Genomic DNA, 14,650 nt, shown 5'->3' with positions numbered 1-14,650 from the left:
CCTCGAACCCGCGTCAGAACCCGGTGAACACGAAATCGCCGATGTCGAGGGCCGCAACACCCAGTACCGTGACCGTGGCGCCGTCCGTATTGAAGACCACGCCGCCCGCAACACTCTCTTGGAGCAGAAGCGCTGCCTCGACCGCCGGCTGATCGATGCCTTCCAGCCCGATGAGGTCGGTGCCGCGCACGAAATCGGTGATGGTGGGCGTGAGCAGCGCGCCCGGAAAATTCGGATCGTAGCCGCGCAGCACGAACAGATCGGCCCCCGCGCCGCCGGTCAGCGTATCCTGTCCCAGCCCGGCATAGAGCGTGTCATCACCCGCCCCGCCAATCAGCGAATCGAAGCCCTTGCCGCCGCGCAATAAATCGTCGCCGGCACCGCCGATCAGCGTATCGCCGCCGCGCATCCCCTGAAGCGTATCGCTGCCGCCGGCACCATCAATGCGGTCGCCGGCATCGGTCCCGGACAAGGCGTCATCGAGACCGCCGCTGGTCACGTCGATCCCGCCATACGCCGCCAACAGCGTCTCATTCGCCGCCATCAGATTGAGCAGCTGATCGTAGTAGGCCCCGCCGATCTGGAAGGCCCAGGTCGCCGTGGACACCAGCCCGACGACATAGGAGGTGCCGGCCTGCTGATACCAGACGGGACTGCCGCTATGGCCGCTGTCTATGTCGAAATTTCCGACATAAACCGTGTCATAGGTTGGATCTATCTGGGCAAAGGCCGTCTCGGTAACCATGAAACCGTCGGCGGTCCCCGGATAGCCGGTCACTGATGCCTGACCGTTGAAGAAATCAGGATCGAGACTCATCCAGCCTGTCGTCTCGCCAAGCGGAACCGAAAAATTCAGCAGCGCCACATCCCGACCGGATTCCTCCTCTGTGATACCGCGGTCGCCATCCTCATCGACCCGGTTGAAAGAGAAGCTGTCCGCGAGATAACTGCCGAAAGGCTCCTGCGATCCGCTCAGTGCCGGAAACACCTCTACCCTCAGCGCTTCGCCATAATTGCCGCTATAGACGACATGGCCGGCGGTCAGCACATCATTGCGGCCCGTGACCACGCCGCTGCCGCCGAAGCGAATGGTTCCCCCATTGCCATCATCGAAGGTGGAACGGATGAAGACCACGCTGCTCCAGGGGGCAAGGCTGGTGTTTGTAACCTGTGAAAAGGCCATGCCGTGATATATCCCGAGCCGTTGTGATGCCGCCTGTACTCAAAGGCAAAAATACATCGCTTTTTATGTTTTTACAGGGCCGATCCTACAGGGTTGATCACACCGGGATCAGCACCGTGGCGCGCAGGCCACCCTGCGGGGCGTCGCCCAGCACCAGCTCGCCGCCATGGCCGAGCACGATATCGCGGGCAATTGTGAGGCCAAGGCCGACGCCGCCGGTCATCGGGTTGCGCGAAGCTTCCAGCCGGAAGAAGGGCTTGAACACATCCGCCCGCTTTTCCGGCGGAATGCCGGGCCCGTCATCGTCAATCGTGACCTCAAGCTGGCCATGCGCCAGCCGCGCCGCTACCTCGACCGACTTGCCATAGCGGCAGGCATTCTGCACCAGGTTGGTCAGCGCCCGCTTGAAGGCGTTGGGGCGGAGCGTCACGGTCAGCGGTTCCTCGGCCCGCAACACGATGCGCCGGCCGCTGTGGCGCGCATCGTTGGTCACCTCGCGCAGCAGCCGGGCGAGATCTATGGGCTGGGCCTGCTCCGTGCCCTCGCCGCGCGCGAAGGCGAGATAGCCTTCCAGCATCTGTTCCATCTCGGCAATGTCCTGGCGCAACGCCTCGGCATCCTCGCCGCCCGCCATCATGGCGAGTTGCAGCCGCATCCGGGTCAGCGGCGTGCGCAGATCGTGCGACACCCCGGCCAGCATCTCGGTGCGCTGGCTGATCTGGCGCTGGATGCGGTCGCGCATGCGGATGAAGGCGCTGGCGGCCAGCCGCACCTCGGCCGCGCCCTCCGGCTTGAAGCCGGGCGCGTCGCTGCCCTTGCCGAAACTGTCGGCGGCGGCGGCCAGCCGGCGGATCGGGCGGATCTGGTTGCGCATGAAGACGACGGCGACGGCGAACAGGATCAGCGAGCTGCCCACCATCCACATGAGGAAGACATAGGTGGTGGAGCTGAACAGCCGGTCGCGCGTGGTCACGAAATCCAGCACGCCGTTGGGCAGCTGCACGCTGATCTTCACATGACGCTCGATCGAGCGCGCATCCAGCCGGTGCGGAAAAGACAGGCGCTGGTTCAGCTCGCGCGTCAGCTTCTCCTCCAGCAGCCCGCTCGGCACAAGGGTCTCGTTCGGCAGGATGTCGCCCGGCCGGTAGGTCAGTTCGGCCCAGAAATGCCGCCGCGACATATCGAAGATCGGCTCGTCGCCCTCGATGCTCGCCTCCTCGGCCAGCAGCTCGACCACGAAGGCGAGTTCGCCGGCCACCGCGCCGGACAGCCGCCTTGTGATCAGATCCCAGTGCCGGTCATAGAACACATAGGTCGAGATCACCTGCACCAGGATCATCGGCGTGACGATGATCATCAGCGACCGGCCAAACAGGCTGCGCGGCAGGAAACGCTTGATGAAAGGGGTCAGGCCAGCCATCGCGCCGTCAGTCCGGCAGCAGCGCGTAGCCCTTGCCGCGCACCGTCTGCAGGTAGCGCGGAAAGCGCGGATCGGGTTCTATCTTGCGGCGCAGCCGGGTGACCTGCACATCCACCGTACGCGGATTGCCGGTCAGGTCGAGGCGCTGGGCCAGATCGTCGCGGCTGAGCGTGGCGCCGGGATTTTGCGCCAGCGCGCGCAGCAGCGCCGCCTCGGCCTCGGTCAGCCGCACGGTACGGTCCGGGCCGCGCAGCTCCAGCCGCTCGGCATCGAACAGCAGCCCGCCCAGCAGGACCGGCGCCCCCGCCGCACGGGCCGGCGCGGCGCCATTGATTCGGCGCAGGATGGTGCGGATGCGCAGCAGCAGCTCACGCGGCTCGAACGGCTTGCTCAGATAATCGTCGGCGCCGCGCTCCAGCCCGTTGATGCGGTCCTCGGTTTCGGCCATCGCGGTCAGCAGCAGAATCGGCACCACTCCTGTGCGCCGCAGATCCTGGGTGAGGTCCAGCCCGCTCTCGCCCGGCATCATCACATCGAGGACGAGCAGGTCGAAGGCGAGGCTTTCCAGCTTGGCCCGCGCCTCGGCCGCATCGGCGGCGGTGCTGACGCGAAAGCCATTCTCCGTCAGGTAACGGCGCAGCAGGTCACGCAGCCGCCCGTCATCATCCACCACAAGAATATGCGGCGGCGCGGCGCTCATCTTCCGTCACGCCCGCGCACGGCCTGGCCGGCGGTAACGCGCCCGGCTGCCGTCTGGTCCTCCGGGCGGCCCGGCCGGATGAAGCGGCGCTGGTCGCTTTCGTCGATCATGCCGAGCAGCACCTTGCAGAACCCCTCCACCGCCTCGGCGCTGGCCGCCTTGTAGGCGCCGGCGATCCGGGTCAGCTGGTTGGCGGTCAGCGCCTGTTCCAGCGCCACGCCCTTCACGGTCAGGTGCAGCGGCTTCTGCCGCCGGTCGGTTCGGCCCTGGCGCTGTTCGATATAGGCTTCGCGGATGAGCTGGCTCAACACCCGGCTGAGGCTTTGCTTGGTGATTTTCAGGATGCGCAGCAGGTCGGTGACGGTGATGCCCGGATGCCGCCCGACGAAATAGATGACGCGGTGATGCGCCCGGCCCATGCCGAGCTCGGCGAGCATGCTGTCCGGCTCGGCGGTGAAGTCGCGATAGGCGAAGAACAGCAGCTCGATCCCCTGGCGCAGTTCCTCCTCGCGAAGGAACAGGGGGTTTGCGCGGGTTTTTATGTCAACCATGTTGACGTATATCGAACAGAATGTTATTACCCGACTCATGATTTGGGTAATTATCTAACCCTAGAAACGCCAAATCAAATATCTTGTAACCCCTGGGCAGGAATCGCATAGATATGACACTCCTTCCTTTCGACGACCGTGACGGCACCATCTGGTTCGATGGTCAGCTCACCCCCTGGCGCGACGCCAAGCTCCACATCCTCAGCCACGGCCTGCATTATGCCAGCGCCGTGTTCGAGGGCGAACGTGTATATGACGAGCGTATCTTCAAATCCTCCGAACATTCGGCCCGGCTGGTTCGCTCAGCCGAACTGATGGATTTCAAGATTCCCTATTCCGTCGAGGAAATCGACCGTTTCAAGATGGAGACGGTCGCCGCGAACGGCATTGTCGATGGCTATGTCCGCCCGGTCGCCTGGCGCGGCAGCGAGATGATGGGCGTCTCGGCGCAGCACAACAAGATTCATCTGGCCATCGCCACTTGGGTCTGGCCGTCCTATTTCGACCCGGAACTGCGGCAGAAGGGCATCCGTCTGGCAATCTCCGACTGGCGCCGCCCGGCACCGGACACGGCACCGACGGCAGCCAAGGCGGCGGGGTTGTACATGATCTGCACGCTCTCCAAGCATAAGGCGGAGCGCGAGGGCTATCAGGACGCGCTGATGCTGGATTATCGCGGCCAGGTCGCGGAAGCGACGGGGGCGAACATCTTCTTCGCCTTCGGGAATGAACTGCACACGCCGACACCGGACTGCTTCCTGGACGGCATCACCCGGCGCACGGTGATCGACCTCGCCAAGCGGCGCGGCATCAAGGTCGTCGAGCGGGCGATCCGGCCGGAAGAACTGGAGCAGGCCGAGCAGTGCTTCCTGTGCGGCACCGCGGCGGAAGTGACGCCGGTCGGCGAGATCGGCCCCTACCGCTTCACCGTCGGCGACATGGTGCGGACGCTGATGGACGATTACAGCACCGAGGTGCGGCGCGAGCCGGCTGCGAAGGCCGCCGAATAAAAGCCAATTCCGATCGGCTGCCGGAACCCCCGCCATTTCACGATGGCGGGGGTTTTCTTATACGCGTCAATGAGTCGAAAATGCTTCGCATGCTTAGGCTTTTTTTAACAAGTGGCGGCTAGGTTAAGACCAATTATTACTTTTGCGACAGGTCTTATCCCATGCACTCTCGAAGCCTCGCCCTGCGGGCGACTGTACAAGATTCTTCGCGGGAGACGCTGGACGGCATCGACCTCTCGAGCTTGACGCTCGACGATCTGCCGCCGCCCGAAACCAAGCGCTGGGTCATCCGGCGCAAGGCGCTGGTTGTGGCCGGCGTGAAGAGCGGCCTTTTGACCGCGGAGCAGGCCTGCACCCGCTACAGCCTCTCCGAGGAAGAGCTGGAAGGCTGGACCAAGCTGGTCGAACGCCACGGCATGAAAGGCCTGCGCGCCACCCGCGTCCAGCGCTACCGCATCCGCGAAGTCTGATTCGCGCTGGCGGGAGGCCGTCCCTTTTCCCTACACTGGGCCCCTCAAGCCAAAAGGGGGCCCGGTCATGCACGATACCGTCAGCGAACAGGATCATCACTGGCTGCGCCAGAGTTTCGAGCTGGCGCGCCAGGCCCGGCTGAACGGCGACCGCCCGTTCGGCGCACTCATCGTGACATCCGACGGCAAGCCGGTTTTCGAGGGCATGAACAATGTCTATTCGACGCAGGATCCGACCGGCCATGCCGAGCTGAACATCCTGCGCGGCATCGGCCGGCACCTGACGCCCGAACAACTGGCCGGCGCCACCATGTACGCCAGCGGCGAGCCCTGCACCATGTGCTCCGCCGCCATCGTGTGGAGCGGCATCGGCCGTGTCGTCTATGGCCTGTCAATCCCGCGCCAGCAGCAGGAATTCGACAATGCGCCGACGCGCACCCGGCTGTCGATCCGCTGCGCCGAGGTGGTGGCCGCCAGCAACAAGCCGGTGCCGGTCATCGGCCCGGTGCTGGAGGACGAGATCGTGGCCATCTGGAAAGCCAATCCGCCGCCGAAATGATCCTTGTTTTCCGCTAGGTTCACGCCGGAAACACCAGTTCCATCCCGTCCTCGTCAATACGGATATCAACCGGCAGCCGGGTGACGATATCGCCATCGCCCTGTACCGGATCGGCGGCCCGCCCCTCAATGGAGACGCGGCGGACCGGCATTATGTCGATATCCTCAAGCCGGTGCGGCACGCCCAGCATCACTGCCAGGATGTAGCGCAGCGCCGCCCAGCGCCCGCCCCGGCGGAACAGGCAGGCCCAGAGCAGCGGCTCATCCAGCCGCGCGGCCGGTGCGATGACGAAAGTGCCGCCGTAGAAATGCCCCTTCGCCAGGATGATCTGGGCTGCCTTTTCTTCCTTGTCGTCGATCAGCAGCCGATAGGGTTCGGGCGGCCCCAGCCACAGCCGGCGCAGCGTCTCCAGCGCATAGGCGCCCTTGCCCAGCAGCCGCTTCAGCCGGTGGTTCACATCCTGCACCACGAAGGCATCCAGCCCGCTGCCCGCCATGCACAGGAAGCGCCGGCCATTGGCGATGCCGGGATAAATCCGGCGCGGTGCGCCCGTGAGGATGGTGCGTGCGATGGCCTCAGCATCCTCGGGCAGGCCGATCTCGGCGGCCAGCACATTCGCCGTGCCCAGCGGGACGATGGCCAGCGGCAGCGGCGGTAACCCCAGTTCCCGCCGGCGAACCAGCCCGTTCGCGACCTCGTTCAGCGTGCCATCGCCCCCCGCCGCGACCAGCAGATCGACATCGTCGGCGATGGCGGTGGCGGCGAAATCCTCGGCATCGCCGCGTTTCGCGGTTGGCACCAGCGTGATGGTGCAGCCGGCCTCGGCCAGCAGATGCAGCACGGCGTCGAGCCGCCGGCGCCGGCGACGCCCCGCGGTCGGGTTGTGGATCACCAGCAGACGGCGGGACTCGGCCAAACCTTGTTCCTCAAAACACAAATGCCCCACAGATAGGGCGAAAACGCCGCGACCCTACAGAGACGACGAAATTTCAGTCAATTGTCATATTTCCGTCGCGCGCCGGTAACCGAAGCTGAGGCATGTAGTGCCTCATGATCGGAAAACCAGATATAGCGGTCCTGCGATACGATCTCCGATCATCTGGTAGTCAGATGAGGATGGCGCGATGAACGCGCAGCGTGGCGTCAGCCATTACCGGTCAATCTGGATTTCCGACGTGCATCTGGGCACGCGCGGCTGCAACGCCGACCTGCTGCTGGACTTCCTCAGACACACCGAGAGCGACCATCTCTATCTGGTCGGCGACATTCTCGACATCTGGCGGCTGCGCCGGTCCTGGTACTGGGTGCAGAGCCACAATGACGTGGTGCAGAAGCTGCTGCGCAAGGCCCGCAAGGGCACCCGCGTGGTCTTCGTGCCCGGCAACCACGACGAGATTTTCCGCGAGTATATCGGCCTCACCTTCGGCGAGATCGAGATCGAGGACGAGGTGATCCACAAGGCCGCCGACGGCAGGACCTACCTGGTGCTGCATGGCGACCGCTTCGACGGCGTGGTGAAATATGCGCGCTGGCTCGCCCTGATCGGCGACTGGGGCTACAACATGATGCTGCGGCTGAATGTCGGCTTCAACATGGTGCGGCGCAAGCTGGGCTATCCCTACTGGTCGCTCTCGGCCTATGTGAAGCTGCGCGTGAAGAACGCGGTGGAATATATCAGCCGGTTCGAGGAGGCGGTCGCCGACGAGGCCCGCCAGCGCGGCGTGGATGGCGTGATCTGCGGCCATATCCACCATGCCGAAATCCGCGAGATCGACGGCATCACCTACTGCAATGACGGCGACTGGGTGGAAAGCTGCACCGCCCTGGTCGAGCATATGGACGGGCGCCTGGAGATCCTGAACTGGGTCGAGGCGCGCCAGATGACCCCGGCAGCGTGAGGCGGCATGCCCGATAGTACCGCCCCAAAATACGCCGACGCCGTGCCGGAATTCAGCCTTGGCCGGCCCCCGATGCGCATCACCCTGGTGACCGATGCCTGGACGCCGCAGGTGAACGGCGTGGTGCGCACCTGGACCACCATCATCGCCATGCTGGAATCCAGCGGCCACACGGTCACGGTGATCGCGCCGGAACGGTTCCGCACCTTCCCCTGCCCCGGCTATCCCGAAATTCCGCTGGCCTGGTATCCGCTGCACAAGGTGGCAGGGATGATCCGCGACAGCCGGCCGGACGCCATCCACATCGCCACCGAAGGGCCGATCGGGCTGGCCGCGCGCATTCATTGCGGGCGCAAGGGCCTGCCCTTCACCACCTCCTACCACACCAAATTCCCGGAATATCTGCACGCCCGCCTGCCGGTGCCGCTGGCCTGGAGCTATGCCGGCATGCGCTGGTTCCACAATGGCGGCCAGGGCATGCTGGTGGCGACCGAGACATTGCGCCGCGACCTCGATTCCCGCGGGTTCCGCCATGTCCGGCGCTGGACCCGCGGCGTCGATACGGCGCTGTTCCGCCCGCGCCCCTATGAGGAGCAGGCGGAATCGATGCGCGACCTGCCGCGCCCGATCGCGGTCTGCGTCGGCCGGGCGGCGGTGGAGAAGAATATCGGCGCCTTTCTCGATCTCGATCTGCCCGGCACCAAGGTGGTGGTCGGCGACGGCCCGCAATTGCCGGAGCTGAAGCGCCGCTACCCCGATGTCGTCTTCGTCGGCGCCAAGCATGGCGAGGAGCTGGCACGGCACTACGCCGCCGCCGATGTCTTCGTCTTCCCCAGCCGCACCGACACGTTCGGCCTGGTCATGCTGGAAGCGCTGGCCAGCGGCCTGCCGGTCGCGGCCTACCCGGTCACCGGGCCGCTCGACGTGCTGACGCCGGCGGTCGGGCGCATGGACGAGGATCTGCGCGCCGCCGTGCAGGCCGCCCTCGATATCCCGCGCGAGGCCTGCCGCGCCCATGCGCTGGAAAATGGCTGGGACGCCTGCGCCCGGCAATTGCTCGACAGCCTGGTGACCGTCACCGGTTCCTGACACCCGTTCCTGACGCCCCTCGGGCATATCGGCTTTTGCCACCGCCTGCGCCATGCGGTATTAGGTAGCGCCGCCGACTGACCGCAGAGCAGGAGACAGTGTGCCGGGCCCATCGAAGCTGGTTGCCATCGTCGTTCCGATCTATCGCACCGAACTGGACGCGACGGAAAAGGTGGCTCTGCGCGCGCTGGACCGGCATCTGGGCCATTATGACCGCTTCGTCGTCCATCCAATCGGCCTGACATTGCCGCCGGAGCTGGACGGGATGGCCACCCTGCCGCTCTCGCCGCGCCGTTTCCGCGACATCGGCGCCTACAGCGCGATGCTGATGAGCCCGGATTTCTACCGGCGCTTCAGCGACTACCGCTATGTCCTGATCTACCAGACCGACTGCCTGGTATTTCACGACACGCTGGCCGGCTGGTGCGAGTCCGGCTTCTCCTATATCGGCGCGCCCTGGCTGCGCAAGGACCGAGACAGGAAACGCCGGCGCTACCTGGCGGTCGGCAATGGCGGGCTGTCGCTGCGCCATGTCGGCGACCATCTGCGCGTGCTGCAGGCGATGCGCCTGCAGCTGACCGGCAAGAGCGACCAGTCCCGGCTTTTCTTCCACAGCTGGCGCCAGGGCAAGCGCCTGTTGGCCCACTGGCTGCGCAGCCGCTGCAGCCGCCGCCCTGCGGCGCACATTGTCCGCCGGTATTTCGACCAGGCGGAAGACATGTTCTGGGCCTATTACGCGCCGCTGCTGGATGAGAATTATACGGTCGCCCCGGTGGAGACGGCGCTGCGTTTCGCGCGCGAGCGCTCGGCCGAGGGCGACTTCCCGAAAACCCGCGCCGACCTGCCTTTCGGCGCCCATGGCTGGCACAAGATTGACACCGAACGCTGGCTGGCCTTTATCGATGCTGACGACGCGGCCCTGCTGCAGGCCGCGCCAACCAAGGATGCCGCCGCGTGAACCAGATTTCCTCCCAAACCGGCACCCAGAACGCCCGCGACGCCGGAACGGCGCGCCAAAAGCCCCGCAAGCTGCGCCGCATGCTGGACTGCCTTGTCCGCGAGCTTCAGGTGGCAACGCTGAAATTCCGCCGCCCGGAAATTGCCGAGACCCATGGCGTGAAGCTGTGGCTGGCCGCCCCCGTGCTGCGCAAGGGGCACCGGCGGCAGATTATCCGCCATCAGTATGAGGAAGCCGAACTGTCGATCCTCGACGCCACCCTGACGCCAGAGGACAGCGTGCTGGAACTGGGGGCGGGCATCGGCCTGACCTCGATTTTCTGCGCCAAGCGTATTGGCGACGGCGCGAAAGTACATGCGCTGGAAGCCAATCCGGCGCTCGTTCCGGTACTGGAACGGAATTTCCAGCTGAATGGCGTACGCCCGGATTTTCACAGCATGGCGGCGGCGAAGGAGACCGGCGAGGTCGAGTTCGCGCTCGACCGCTCCTACACTTCCTCCGGCCTGCATGGCCGTCCGTCCGAGACGGTGGAGCGGGTGCGCCTGCCGGCCGCCGGCTTCCAGGAACTGCTGGACCGGTACTCCCCCAGCTACCTGATCATGGACATCGAGGGCGGCGAGATCGACCTGCTGCCCGGCGCCAACCTGTCTTGCGTGCGCAAGATCTGCCTGGAGGTGCATCCGGAAATCGTTGGCGACGCAGCGATCTCAGGCGTGGTGGCGGGCCTCATGGGAGCCGGGTTCCTGCTGCATTTCTCTCGCAGTCGGAAGAATGTAGTCTATATGGAAAGAGCGCCGGCCACGGTCATGGCCGCAGGCGGGGGTGCGGGCGCGGTAGAGGCGCCCGGCGTTTGATCGACATTCACACAGCCAACAGGATGGACGGCGCCGCACAGGCGTCGCAGATGCGATGACGTTGATTGCCGGCACATCGCTGGAGAAGGTTCTCAACCCGTCCACCAAAGCGCTGGTCGGGAGGCTGCTGCGCGAGCATGTGAAGCGCTATGCGCCGCGCTTTGCCCTGGCGCTGGTGCTGATGGTGCTTGTCGCCGGCTCCACCGCCGCCCTGGCAAAGCTGATGGAGCCGGTGCTGGACGAGGTGTTCACCGCCAAGGACCGCGACAAGCTCATCCTCGTCGCCGGCTTCGTGCTCGCCACCTTCGTGGTGAAGGGGCTGGCCAATTTCGGCCAGCAGGTGGTGATGGAAGGGGTGACCCAGCGCATCGTCGCCGATGTGCGCAAACGCCTGTTCTCGCATCTGCTGAACGCCGACCTCGCCTTCTTCCACGCCACCTCCAGCGGCGCGCTCATCAGCCGGATGATGAACGATGTCGCATTGCTGCATATGGCGGTCGGCAAGACGCTGACCGGCTTCGGCAAGGATCTGCTGACGCTGCTGGCGCTGATCGGCGTCATGTTCTATCAGGACTGGGCGCTGGCGCTGGCCTCCTTCTTCGCCTTCCCGACCGCGATCCTGCCGATTGCGCGCATCGGCAAGCGCATGCGCAAGGTGTCGGGCAATTCCCAGGCGGAAATGTCGCGCCTGACCAGCCATCTCGACGAGACCTTCCAGGGCATCCGCCATGTGAAGGCCTACACGACCGAAGCCTATGAGGCGGAGCGCGGCGGCCGTCTGGTGGATATCGTGGCAAGGCTGGGCATCAAGGCGGCGCGCACGCGCGGCCTATCGCACCCGATTATGGAAACGCTGGGCGGCATCGCCATCGTCGTCGTCATCGGTTATGGCGGCTGGCAGGTGATCGAGGGTGCGCGCACCACCGGCTCCTTCTTCTCCTTCGTCGTAGCCCTGATGCTGGCCTATGAGCCGCTGAAGCGGCTGGTCTCGCTGAACGCCAACCTGCAGGAAGGGCTGGCCGCCGCGCACCGCATCTTCGACGTGCTGGACACGAAGCCGGGCATTGTCGACCGGCCGGACGCGCAGCCGCTTGCCGTCGCCGCCGGCGAGGTACGGCTGGAGCAGGTCGATTTCAGCTATGACGGCGGTATCCCGGCGCTGCGCCAGGTCAGCCTCGCCGTGCCCGCCGGCAGGATGGCCGCCCTGGTCGGCCTGTCCGGGGCCGGCAAATCGACGGTGCTGAACCTGATTCCGCGCTTCTATGACGTGACGGCCGGCCGCGTGACCATCGATGGCACCGATATCCGCGATGTCACCTTGTCCTCGCTGCGCCGGAACATCGCCCTGGTCAGCCAGGAGGTGATGCTGTTCGACGACACGATCCGCGCCAACATCGCCTATGGCAGCCCGGATGCCAGCGAGGAGGCGATCATGACCGCCGCCCGCAACGCGGCGGCCGACGAGTTTATCCGCGATCTGCCGCAGGGCTACGACACCATGGTCGGCGAGCGCGGCGTGAAACTGTCCGGCGGCCAGCGCCAGCGCATCGCGATTGCCCGCGCCATGCTGAAGAACGCCCCGATCCTGCTGCTGGACGAGGCGACATCCGCGCTCGACACCCAGTCCGAGCGGCTGGTGCAGGCGGCGCTGAAACAGCTGATGGCAGGGCGTACCAGCATCGTCATCGCGCATCGCCTCTCCACCATCGTCGATGCCGACATCATCTTCGTGATGGATCAGGGGCGGGTCGTCGAGCAGGGCAGCCACGCCGAATTGCTGGCGAAGAACGGGATTTACGCCCGGCTTCACGCCCTGCAGTTCACGCCGGAAGCCAACCCTATCCCCGGGCCCACTTCCCCGCTCAGTGACGCCCCCCCGCACGCGGCCGCGCCGCCACGGACGGCGCGACGGGCCAAGGCGTAAGCCGCGATGCGCCTGCTCAAGAAGATGCTGCGCAGCACGGCGGTGCGGTCCCTCATATGCCGGCTGGCCTCCTGCTACATGCGGTTCGCCTCCTGGACCACGCGCTGGGAGATCGTCGGCGAAGAGCATCCCCGCCGCCACTGGGACAATGGCCAGCCCTTTCTCGGCTGCTTCTGGCATGGGCGGATGATGCTGGTCGCCCCGACCTGGCCACGCGAGATTCCGGTCGAGGTGCTGATTTCCCGGCATGGCGACGGCCGGTTCATCTCGACGGTCATCAGCCATCTCGGCATGGGGACCATCGAGGGCTCCACTTCGCGCGGCGCGGTCACGGCGCTGCGTGGCGTGATCCGTACGTTGCGGTCGGGCCGTATCGTGGCGATCACCCCGGACGGACCGCGCGGGCCGCGCATGCGCGCCGCCGGCGGGCTGGTGCTGGCGGCCGCAGTGGCCCGGGTTCCCGTCATTCCGGTGTCCGCCGCCATCAGCCATTGCCAGGTTCTTCGCAGCTGGGACCGTTTCATCCTGCCCCTGCCCTTCGGGCGCGGCGTCATCGTCTGGGGCGAGCCGATCCTGCTGCCGTCCAGTACCGACCATGACACCCTCGAGACCGGCCGGCTGGCCATCGAGACAGCGCTGAACCGGCTGAGCGCCGAGGCCGACCGGCGCATGGGCCACACACCCATCGAGCCGGCGCCGCTGCCGCACAAGGCGCCGGAGCTGGAGCCGGCACCATGAGTTTTCTGGCCGCCTATCGCTGTATTGGCACCGCCGCCGGGCCGCTGATCGAGACTTATCTCGGCCGCCGGCTGCGGCAGGGCAAGGAGGATGCGGAACGGCTGCCGGAGCGCCGCGGCCAGGCCTCCCTGCCCCGCCCGGACGGGGCGCTGGTCTGGCTGCATGCCGCAAGCGTCGGCGAGGCCGCCTCGGCGCTGATCCTGATCGACCGGCTGCTGGCCACCCGCCCCGGCCTGCAGGTGCTTGTCACCACCGGAACGGTGACCTCGGCCGCACTGCTGCGTGACCGGCTGCCTCCCGCGGCACGCCACCAGTTCGTGCCGGTGGACCGGCCGGGCTGGGTCGCCGCCTTCCTTGATCACTGGCGGCCCGACCTCGCCCTCTGGGTCGAATCGGAGCTGTGGCCGGCGCTAATCGCCGCCACCGCGGCGCGCGGTATCCCGATGGTGCTGGTGAATGCCCGGATGTCCGACCGCTCGGCGCGGCGCTGGGGAATCCTGCCGGGACTGGCCCGCGCGGTGCTGGGGCGCTTCGATCTGTGCCTCGCCCGCAACGCGGAACAGGCCAACCGCTTCCGCGCGCTGGGCGCCCGGGTGGTGGAGGTCACCGGCAATCTGAAATTCGCCGCCGCCCCGCTGCCTGCGGCACCCGAGGCACGCGACGCGCTGCGCGCGGCCGTCGCCGGCCGGCCCTTCTGGCTGGCTGCCAGTACGCATGAGGGGGAGGAACAGGCAGCGCTCGACACGCATCGCCGGCTGGCCGTGCATCGGCCCGATCTGCTCACCATCATCGTGCCGCGCCATCCCCAGCGGGGGGCGGAGATCGCGGCGCTGGCGGAACAGGGCGGCCTGCCCACCGCGCGGCGGTCGCTGGACACGCTGCCGACACCGGCCTGCGCCGTGTATGTCGCTGATACGCTGGGCGAGATGGGACTTTTCTTCACCCTCGCGGGCGAGCAGGCCGATGGCGGCGCCGGCATTGTTTTCGTCGGCGGTTCGCTGACACGGCGCGGTGGTCATAATCCGCTGGAGCCGGCGCATTTCGGCTGCGCCATCCTGCACGGGCCGGACATGCGCAATAATCTGGAGATGGCCGAGGCGCTGGCCGAGGCTGACGCGGCACGCATTGTCGCCACGCCCGAGGCCTTGGCCGAAACGGTGGAAAATTTGTTCACCGCGCCAGCCGAGCGGCATCGCCTCGCCGACGCCGCCAGTCGGGTGGCGCACGCGCATGCCGGCGTGCTGGACCGGGCAATGACCGCACTGGCGCCGGTCCTCGCCCGGCTGCCAGCCTGAG

Annotated in this window: 15 protein-coding genes; 10 read left to right on the top strand and 5 right to left on the bottom strand. The window is 66.3% G+C overall.

What is annotated here, in order from left to right; all coding sequences use genetic code 11:
- Positions 1-13: 13 nt before the first annotated feature.
- The 4 genes from BKM74_RS19050 to BKM74_RS01670 all read right to left on the bottom strand — a co-directional run bounded on the left by BKM74_RS19050 (position 14) and on the right by BKM74_RS01670 (position 3,854).
- Positions 14-1,183: a trypsin-like serine protease gene (locus tag BKM74_RS19050; RefSeq protein ID WP_086463954.1), complete on the bottom strand. Its 1,170-nt coding sequence runs from the start codon at positions 1,181-1,183 to the stop codon at positions 14-16.
- 97 nt (positions 1,184-1,280) lie between these two features.
- Positions 1,281-2,603, bottom strand: a complete 1,323-nt coding sequence (locus BKM74_RS01680; RefSeq protein ID WP_086463953.1) for an ATP-binding protein — start codon at positions 2,601-2,603, stop codon at positions 1,281-1,283.
- A 7-nt stretch (positions 2,604-2,610) separates the two neighbouring features.
- Positions 2,611-3,303 carry a response regulator gene (locus tag BKM74_RS01675; RefSeq protein WP_086463952.1) on the bottom strand — a complete coding sequence of 231 codons (693 nt, stop codon included), beginning with the start codon at positions 3,301-3,303 and terminating at the stop codon, positions 2,611-2,613.
- Entirely contained in the window at positions 3,300-3,854 is a 555-nt protein-coding gene (locus BKM74_RS01670; RefSeq protein ID WP_086463951.1) for a MarR family winged helix-turn-helix transcriptional regulator, read from the bottom strand. The genes BKM74_RS01675 and BKM74_RS01670 overlap by 4 nt, the downstream gene beginning before the upstream one ends.
- Positions 3,855-3,967: 113 nt before the next feature.
- Here BKM74_RS01670 and BKM74_RS01665 point away from each other — a divergent pair, with 113 nt between their 5' ends.
- The 3 genes from BKM74_RS01665 to BKM74_RS01655 all read left to right on the top strand — a co-directional run bounded on the left by BKM74_RS01665 (position 3,968) and on the right by BKM74_RS01655 (position 5,893).
- Positions 3,968-4,864, top strand: a complete 897-nt coding sequence (locus BKM74_RS01665; RefSeq protein WP_086463950.1) for a branched-chain amino acid aminotransferase — start codon at positions 3,968-3,970, stop codon at positions 4,862-4,864.
- 161 nt (positions 4,865-5,025) lie between these two features.
- Positions 5,026-5,334: a CtrA inhibitor SciP gene (gene sciP / locus BKM74_RS01660; protein WP_245825737.1), complete on the top strand. Its 309-nt coding sequence runs from the start codon at positions 5,026-5,028 to the stop codon at positions 5,332-5,334.
- Between the two features lie 67 nt (positions 5,335-5,401).
- Positions 5,402-5,893 (top strand): nucleoside deaminase, encoded by a 492-nt coding sequence (locus BKM74_RS01655; protein ID WP_086463949.1) that lies wholly within the window; start codon positions 5,402-5,404, stop codon positions 5,891-5,893.
- Positions 5,894-5,912: 19 nt separating this feature from the next.
- Here BKM74_RS01655 and BKM74_RS01650 read toward each other — a convergent pair whose 3' ends face one another.
- Positions 5,913-6,809: a diacylglycerol/lipid kinase family protein gene (locus BKM74_RS01650; RefSeq protein WP_245825736.1), complete on the bottom strand. Its 897-nt coding sequence runs from the start codon at positions 6,807-6,809 to the stop codon at positions 5,913-5,915.
- A gap of 208 nt (positions 6,810-7,017) precedes the next feature.
- Between BKM74_RS01650 and BKM74_RS01645 the strand changes: the two genes are divergently transcribed.
- From BKM74_RS01645 to BKM74_RS01615, 7 genes are all read left to right on the top strand, one after another.
- On the top strand, positions 7,018-7,791 hold the full coding sequence (locus BKM74_RS01645; RefSeq protein WP_086463948.1) for a UDP-2,3-diacylglucosamine diphosphatase: 774 nt from the start codon (positions 7,018-7,020) through the stop codon (positions 7,789-7,791).
- A 72-nt stretch (positions 7,792-7,863) separates the two neighbouring features.
- Positions 7,864-8,880, top strand: coding sequence for a glycosyltransferase family 4 protein (locus BKM74_RS01640; RefSeq protein WP_176342365.1), 1,017 nt, complete (start codon positions 7,864-7,866; stop codon positions 8,878-8,880).
- Positions 8,881-8,980: 100 nt separating this feature from the next.
- Complete coding sequence (locus BKM74_RS01635; RefSeq protein WP_086463946.1) at positions 8,981-9,838, top strand: DUF5672 family protein; 858 nt, start codon at positions 8,981-8,983, stop codon at positions 9,836-9,838.
- Complete coding sequence (locus tag BKM74_RS01630) at positions 9,835-10,692, top strand: FkbM family methyltransferase (protein WP_086463945.1); 858 nt, start codon at positions 9,835-9,837, stop codon at positions 10,690-10,692. Before BKM74_RS01635 ends, BKM74_RS01630 begins: the two co-directional genes overlap by 4 nt.
- Positions 10,693-10,747: 55 nt before the next feature.
- The gene (locus BKM74_RS01625) at positions 10,748-12,616 is read left to right on the top strand and encodes an ABC transporter ATP-binding protein (RefSeq protein ID WP_245825734.1); all 1,869 of its coding nucleotides are present in this window, start codon (positions 10,748-10,750) and stop codon (positions 12,614-12,616) included.
- Between the two features lie 6 nt (positions 12,617-12,622).
- Positions 12,623-13,354, top strand: coding sequence for a lysophospholipid acyltransferase family protein (locus tag BKM74_RS01620; protein ID WP_245825732.1), 732 nt, complete (start codon positions 12,623-12,625; stop codon positions 13,352-13,354).
- Positions 13,351-14,649 (top strand): 3-deoxy-D-manno-octulosonic acid transferase, encoded by a 1,299-nt coding sequence (locus tag BKM74_RS01615; protein WP_086463944.1) that lies wholly within the window; start codon positions 13,351-13,353, stop codon positions 14,647-14,649. The genes BKM74_RS01620 and BKM74_RS01615 overlap by 4 nt, the downstream gene beginning before the upstream one ends.
- Position 14,650: the final 1 nt, after the last annotated feature.

Origin of the sequence: Oceanibaculum nanhaiense (assembly GCF_002148795.1) — a bacterium.
GTDB classification, from domain to species: domain Bacteria; phylum Pseudomonadota; class Alphaproteobacteria; order Oceanibaculales; family Oceanibaculaceae; genus Oceanibaculum; species Oceanibaculum nanhaiense.
This window is presented reverse-complemented; position numbering and strand designations above follow the sequence as displayed.